This is a genomic window from Streptomyces sp. MBT65 (assembly GCF_016612545.1).
Lineage (GTDB): Bacteria > Actinomycetota > Actinomycetes > Streptomycetales > Streptomycetaceae > Streptomyces.
The window spans coordinates 1-6,464 of record NZ_JAENRY010000421.1 but is presented as its reverse complement, the minus strand read 5'-3'; the positions used below and the strand labels follow the sequence as shown (position 1 = coordinate 6,464).

7 protein-coding genes are annotated in these 6,464 nt (G+C 73.5%); 3 read left to right on the top strand and 4 right to left on the bottom strand.

What is annotated here, in order from left to right; translation table 11 throughout:
• From JHN63_RS46920 to JHN63_RS46910, 3 genes are all read right to left on the bottom strand, one after another.
• Positions 1-2,390: AAA family ATPase (locus tag JHN63_RS46920; RefSeq protein ID WP_200691252.1), on the bottom strand; the 2,390-nt coding region annotated here is incomplete at its 3' end.
• A 242-nt stretch (positions 2,391-2,632) separates the two neighbouring features.
• Entirely contained in the window at positions 2,633-3,106 is a 474-nt protein-coding gene (locus JHN63_RS46915) for a MarR family winged helix-turn-helix transcriptional regulator (protein WP_200691251.1), read from the bottom strand.
• A gap of 105 nt (positions 3,107-3,211) precedes the next feature.
• Positions 3,212-3,682, bottom strand: coding sequence for a hypothetical protein (locus JHN63_RS46910; protein ID WP_234478754.1), 471 nt, complete (start codon positions 3,680-3,682; stop codon positions 3,212-3,214).
• A 120-nt stretch (positions 3,683-3,802) separates the two neighbouring features.
• Here JHN63_RS46910 and JHN63_RS46905 point away from each other — a divergent pair, with 120 nt between their 5' ends.
• The 3 genes from JHN63_RS46905 (at position 3,803) to JHN63_RS46895 (ending at position 5,153) form a co-directional block, all read left to right on the top strand.
• Complete coding sequence (locus JHN63_RS46905; protein ID WP_200691250.1) at positions 3,803-4,138, top strand: YnfA family protein; 336 nt, start codon at positions 3,803-3,805, stop codon at positions 4,136-4,138.
• 62 nt (positions 4,139-4,200) lie between these two features.
• Positions 4,201-4,977, top strand: a complete 777-nt coding sequence (locus JHN63_RS46900; protein ID WP_200691249.1) for an SDR family NAD(P)-dependent oxidoreductase — start codon at positions 4,201-4,203, stop codon at positions 4,975-4,977.
• Entirely contained in the window at positions 4,977-5,153 is a 177-nt protein-coding gene (locus tag JHN63_RS46895; RefSeq protein ID WP_200691248.1) for a hypothetical protein, read from the top strand. The genes JHN63_RS46900 and JHN63_RS46895 overlap by 1 nt, the downstream gene beginning before the upstream one ends.
• A gap of 13 nt (positions 5,154-5,166) precedes the next feature.
• On the opposite strand, the gene JHN63_RS46890 is transcribed toward JHN63_RS46895, so the two are convergent.
• On the bottom strand, positions 5,167-6,464 hold a 1,298-nt coding region (locus JHN63_RS46890; protein ID WP_200691247.1), incomplete at its 5' end, for a hypothetical protein.

Below are 6,464 nucleotides of genomic sequence, written 5' to 3'. Positions count from 1 at the left end.
GCCCTGCTCCTGGAGGTGCTCGCCGGGGAGGCCGACCGGGCGCGGTACGAGGAGGTCGACGCCGCCGAGGCGAGCACCTCCAGGAGCAGGGCCAGCCCGTACTGTCCGGCCAGCGGAAACGGCGCGGGCCGCACGGTGTCCTCGGCGGCCGCCCGCGCGAGGTCCGCCCGGGCCCGGTCCCGGTCCTCCTCCAGCAGCGCGCACACCGCCCCGGCCAGGCCGTGGGTGAGCGGTCCCCAGGGGGAGGCTCCCCGGTTCCCGGACCCGTCCGGCGACGGTTCCGGTGCCGTACGTCTGCCCTGGTGCGCGGCGCAGACGGCCCGGACCGCCGCCAGGCACCCCGCCTCACCCCCGGCCAGCCCGGGGTGGCGGGCCCGGTCCGTGTACGCCGTGATCAGGTCCTCGGCCGCCGCGTACTCGCCGCGCAGCACATGGTCCAGCGCGAGCAGCAGGTCCGCCGTGGTGCGGACGGCCGTGGTGCCCAGGTGCCGGGCCTGGCGGCGCACCCGGGTCAGCGCCGTCCGTTCGCCGCTCGCCAGCCACTCCTGCCCGGCGAGGTGCAGTCGCGCGTGCATCCGCCACAAAGGCAGTTCGTGCGCGTCGGCCAGCGCCTGCATACGGGCGAAGTACGCGGCCGCCTCGCGGGAGCCGCGCTGCTGGGCCAGCAGACCGCGCACCCGCCAGGCCCGGCCGGCGGTCGCGGGCAGCCCCGCCCGCTCGGCCTTGCGCACCGCGCGTACGGCGAGCCGCTCGGCCCGCTCCGGCTCGTCCAGCGCCAACTGGGCGGCCACGGCGTCGACTTGAGCGGTGTGCCGGTCCTCGGCCTGCGGTCCCAGCACCGCGAGGGCGGCGTCCACATGGGTCAGCCCGTGCGCCTCGCGGCCGTCGGCCTGGCACATCCAGGCCACCCGGGTGTGCAGCGCGGCCACCCGGACCGCGTCCACGCCCGGTCCGCCCAACTCGTCCAGAGCGGCGGCGAGTTGACGGGCGCTGTCGGTCCGCCCCGATTCCACCAGCGCGGACAGCAGCTCGTCCAGGACGTCTGCGCGCAGCTTCATGTCCTCGCAGCCGTCGAGCAGTTCCCAGGCCCTCGTCAGCAGATCGGCCGCCGACTCGGCCCGTCCCGCGGCCAGCGCCCGGCGGCCCTCCTCGGCCAACAGCCGTGCCCCGCCGGGCAGATCGTCGGCCGTACAGGTGAGGTCGGCGGCGAACCGGCACCACTGCCCCGGCAACCCGGGATGCAGCTCGGCCACCGCCTCCGCGGCCCGCCGCGCCAGCCCGGCCCGGTCCGCCGGGGTGAGCCGGTTCAGCAGCGCCTGCGCGGTCATCGGTCCGCAGAACGCGTACCAGTCGGACGAGTGACCGTCCGCGGTCAGCAGGCCCGCGGTGACGGCCGCCCGCAGCCGGCTGAACACCAGGCTCTCGGACAGCCCCTGCGCCTGCCGGAGCACCGAGACCGGGAACCGTTCGCCGATGACCGCCGCCGCCGACAGCAGCCGTAGTCCCTCGGGCCCCAGGCCCGCCGCGCGCCGGGCGATGTCGTGCCCGACCGCGGCCGGAACCGTCGTCGGCAGGTCGGCCACCAGCCGGCACCCCCCGGGACCGGACACCAGCACACCGGTGTCGACCATCGTGCGCAGGACCTCCTCGGCGATGAACGGGTTGCCTCCGCTGTCCCGGTACAGCCGGTCCAGGGCCTCCCGCGGTACGTCGCCCACGCCGACGCCCAGCCGGCACGCGGCCAGCCGCGCCACCTCCTCGCGGCTCAGCCGGTCCAGCCGCAGCAGGGTCGCGCTGCGCCGCCGCGCCAGGGCGAGCGCCAGGTCCCAGGGGGCACCGGAGTCGGAGCGGAAGGTGGCGAGCAGCACGGTGCCCTGCTCGGCGATGTTGTCCGCCAGGTACTCCACGACGGCCGTCGTGGCCAGGTCGGCGTCGTGCAGGTCCTCCAGGACGAGCAGGCCGCCCCGGCCGGCTCCGGCGGCGGAGACCAGCCGCAGCACCGACTCGGCCAGCAGCGCGGGGGAAACGGGCTGCGCCGCGTGCCCGGGTGCCGCGTACTCGGGCACGAGCCGGCCCAGGACGCCCCGATAGGACCCGAGGGTTCCGCCGTCGGGTCCCTCGCCGTCGCGGAAGAGGCGGGCCAGCGCCTCGGTCAGCGGCCGCAGCGGCACCTCCGGGCCGACCGAGGTGGCCCGGCCCTCCAGGACCCGCATCCCGCGCGCACGCGCCGCACCGACGGCCTCCCGGACCAGCCGCGACTTCCCGATACCGCCCTCGCCGGACACCAGGACCGCCGTGCCGCGCCCTTGGCACGCCTGGTCCAACGCCTCCTCCAGCACCCGGAGTTCCAGGTCACGCCCCGTACACAACGGCGATTCGTCTTCGTTCACGGCCGACATGTCCACCCCCGTGCACTCGTCGTGTCGTCCTGTGCCGCCTACGGAACGGCAGCCCGGAGCGATGCCGCGACGCCCGGCTCGGCCCGTCCGCCGCCGTCCGCCGTTCCGCGGTGAGCAGCGTGCTGCGCCGCCACCGGAGTGTCACGCCGAGTTCCGTTGAGCGGACTGCCCCCGGGGCCCTCCCGGGGTCTTCCGGGGCTCTCCAGGGGCCCGCCCGGACAGGGCACCCGGCGCTAGACCTCCCCCGCCCGCAACCGCGCGATCTGCCGGCCGCTGAACTCCACCGTCCGCCTCATGTGCCCGACGATGACGGCGAGTTCGGCGTCGCCCAGCTCGTCGAAGAGGGTGAACCAGCCGCCGCCCAGCCGGTTCCACATCCGCCCGAACTCGGCGATCTTCTCCGGGACGGTCGCCACCAGCACCCGCCGCCGGTCCTCCGCGTCCCGCTCCCGGACGACGTACCCCGCCCGCTCCAGCCGGTCCACCAGCCGCGTCGCCGACCCGGTCGTCAGCCCGGTCAGCTCGGCGACCCGGCCCGTGGTCACGGGCCCGTCCTCCAGCGTGAGCAGGTTCAGACACTGCAGATCGGTGGGGTGCAGCCCGAGCCGGTCGGCGACGGCCTCGTTGAACAGGGCGTACGACGCCATGTACCGCCGCGATACGGAGGACAACTCGTCCAGCAGCCGCGCCCGCGCGTTCCCGGACATGTCGTACCCTTCGTCGCCGGTGCCGTACGTGCCGGGTGCCCCGTACGGAGATCGAGATCGTACGACGCGGCCGGGAGCGCGGCTCCGGGGTACCGCGGGTGTGGCTCAGAAGTAGTAGGTGTCACCGGTGTCCAGGACCAGCACCCGCTGCTGGTCGTTGGCCCGGTTCCCGTCCACCGCGCCGCCGCCCCACACCGTGTCCAGCTCCAGCAGCACCTCGGAGGACGCGTCCCGCAGCCGTACCCGCACCTCGATCCGCTCGCCCGCCTCGTCCGCGGCCAGCGCCCCCGTCCGGCACACCACCACCCGCTCCCCCGACCGCGCACACCCCTCCGGCAGCGTCTGCCGGTCCGCGAGCGGCTTCGACCAGCGCAGCCGTACGGTCGCGTCGGGCACCGCCGACGGCCCGTGGTTGCGCGGGGTGAGCCGCACGTCGACACGGCCCGCGGTCATGACGGCGGACCCGTGATAGGCGAGATCCGCCTCCGGGGCCGGCACACCCGGGGCCGCGCCCATCACCGCGAGCACGGCACCCGCCACGACGCCGACCCGTACCACCCGCATGCTGCCGTCCATCCGCCATCCACTCCTCTGTACGCCCGTGCACCACCGCTGCGGTCGTACGGATGTATCCCACGCCGAGCGCACGACAGGCGCCGTCCATCAGGTGACAGCCCGCGTGATGGGATGGCGGCCATGCTCGTTCTCCGCTCCGCCGCCCTCTTCGTCGTCGCCGCCGTCTTCGAGATCGGCGGCGCCTGGCTGGTCTGGCAGGGGGTGCGCGAACACCGCGGCTGGCTGTGGATCGCCGGCGGGATCATGGCCCTGGGCGCCTACGGCTTCGTCGCCACCTTCCAGCCCGACGCCCACTTCGGCCGCATCCTCGCGGCCTACGGCGGGATCTTCGTCGCCGGTTCACTGGCCTGGGGCGCGGTCGCGGACGGCTACCGGCCCGACCGCTGGGACATCGCGGGCGCCCTGGTCTGCCTGGCCGGAATGGCCGTGATCATGTGGGCACCGCGCGGAAACTGAGCCCCCCTATCCTGGAGGGAGTCGTCCGTACGATCCCCGCGATCCGCCCCCAGGAGCAGCCCATGGCCACCGCCGCACCTTCCGCCGCCTCCCGTATCGCGGTCGTCACCGGGGCGAGCGGTGGAATCGGCGGGGCCACGGCCCGGCATCTCGCCGCGGCCGGTTACCGCGTCGTCCTCACCGCCCGCCGCAAGGACCGCATCGAGGCGCTCGCCGAGGAGATCAACAAGGCGGGCCACCAGGCGACGGCGTACGAACTCGACGTCACCGACCGCGCCGCCGTCGACGAGTTCGCGACCGCCTTCAAAACGATCGGCGTGCTGATCAACAACGCGGGCGGCGCGCTCGGCGCCGACCCCGTCGCGACCGGCGACCCCGCCGACTGGCGCACGATGTACGAGACGAACGTCCTCGGCACCCTGAACATCACCCAGGCCCTGCTCCCCGCCCTCACCGCGAGCGGCGACGGCACGGTCGTGGTCGTCTCCTCCACCGCGGGCCACGGCACGTACGAGGGCGGCGCGGGCTATGTCGCCGCGAAGCACGGCGCCCACGTCCTGGCCGAGACACTCCGACTGGAGATCGTCGGCACACCGGTCCGGGTCATCGAGGTCGCGCCCGGCATGGTCAGGACGGACGAGTTCGCGCTGACCCGGTTCGGCGGCGACGCGGAGAAGGCGGCGAAGGTCTACGCGGGCGTCGCCGAGCCCCTCACCGCCGACGACGTGGCCGACACCATCACCTGGGCGGTCACCCGCCCCAGCCACGTCAACATCGACCTCCTCGTGGTCCGCCCCCGCGCCCAGGCCTCCAACACGAAGGTCCACCGGGAGCTGTGATGCCCGACCCCGAGGGCGCCCCGGACAACTCCCAAGAGGCCCTGGACAAACGCCGCTTGGCCGAGGAGACCAGAAACGAACGCAAAGTCTGGTACTTCCTCGGCTACTTCCTCTTCGGCATCCACATCGTCGCCTTCGTGATGATCTACGCGGTGACGCACGCGCCGAACAAATAGGCGTCCCCGCGCCTCAGTTCAGGGACCGGACAATGCGCCCGATGCGGCCGGCCGCCTTTTCCGCGGTGCCCCGGATGTAGAAGCCGTCGACCGCCTCGTAGGTGACGTGGTCGAAATTCCACTGGTCGGGCATGTTCTTGGCGCCGCCCTCGAACATCGACATGACGAACGTGCTGGAGAACGACGAGTTCTCGCGGATCGCGTTCGCGGTGGTCGTGGACAACTCCGGTTCCACACCCGCGAAGACGCCCTTGCCGACCTGGAAGACCCAGATCGGCACCTGCGCGGTGCCGGTCGGGGTGAAGGTGACGGTCTTGGTGGGCGCGCTTGCCTGCGGCCCCTGGACCTGCGTCGTGGTGATGCCGTCGGTGACCAGCCGCACCACAACTCCCTTGCCGCTCTCGTACTTTCGGATCCCCTCGGCCACCCGCACGATCTCGTTCCCGAGCCGCTCGCCCTGCGCGGTCAGCAGCGCGAACCCGGCGTCGTGCAGATCGACGCCGTAGGTCCAGCCCTTGTCCTTGTCGATCGTGTACCGCTTCGCGCGATACGCCGGGAACTGGTCCCCGCACGCCCCGACCAGCCAGAAGCCGACGGCACCGGGGTACTGCGTCTCGACATGCGCGACGGCCGCCCCCGCGAGGTCGGCGGTGATCGGCAGGGTGCCGTCGGCCATGACCGAGTCCTGCATCACACAGGACTGCACGTTGTAGTTGGCCAGCACGGCGATCGGGTTGCCGTCGAGGTCGTCGAAGCGGGCGACGTACACGCCGTGGTCGGACGGCAGTTGCTCATTCACACCGAGCCAGTAGCCGTCGGCGGTGAGGACGTTGCGGTTGACGTTGACGTCGGACTTCCCACTGCCGTAGCCGACTTGGGCGTCCCGCAGACTCCCGACGGCATCGGCGACCGCGCTCTTGGTGGCGGCGACGATGCTCCGCACATACGCGGCCGCCCCCGCCGAGGACGAACTCGCCTGCACATGCGGCGCGGAGAAGCAGTGCGTGACGGTGACCATGATGTCCGCGGCGGCGACACCGCTGGCCGCGGTGATCGCGGTCCGCATCGACGCGATCGCCTCCGCGCTGATCGAGGTCAGATCCAGCACGGCCAGCGCGATACGCCGGGACCCGGACTCCACGAGCAGGACCCGCACATGGAGGTCGTCGTGCACGGCCGTGAAGCCGTCCAACGGCAACAGCGAGGCGCCGGGCGTGAAGGCGGCCTTCCCGACCCCCACCTTCAGCCCGCCCACCGCCTTCCCGGCAGCCCGCGCGACCCCGGCCCCACCGACCACGGTCGCCCCGAGCG

Bases quoted from the DNA above. Each gene is read 5' to 3' on its own strand.
- JHN63_RS46905 (WP_200691250.1), top strand. From the start codon at position 3,803: ATGCTCGTTCTCCGCTCCGCCGCCCTCTTCGTCGTCGCCGCCGTCTTC.
- JHN63_RS46895 (WP_200691248.1), top strand. From the start codon at position 4,977: ATGCCCGACCCCGAGGGCGCCCCGGACAACTCCCAAGAGGCCCTGGAC.
- JHN63_RS46900 (WP_200691249.1), top strand. From the start codon at position 4,201: ATGGCCACCGCCGCACCTTCCGCCGCCTCCCGTATCGCGGTCGTCACC.
- JHN63_RS46910 (WP_234478754.1), bottom strand. From the start codon at position 3,682: ATGGACGGCAGCATGCGGGTGGTACGGGTCGGCGTCGTGGCGGGTGCC.
- JHN63_RS46915 (WP_200691251.1), bottom strand. From the start codon at position 3,106: ATGTCCGGGAACGCGCGGGCGCGGCTGCTGGACGAGTTGTCCTCCGTA.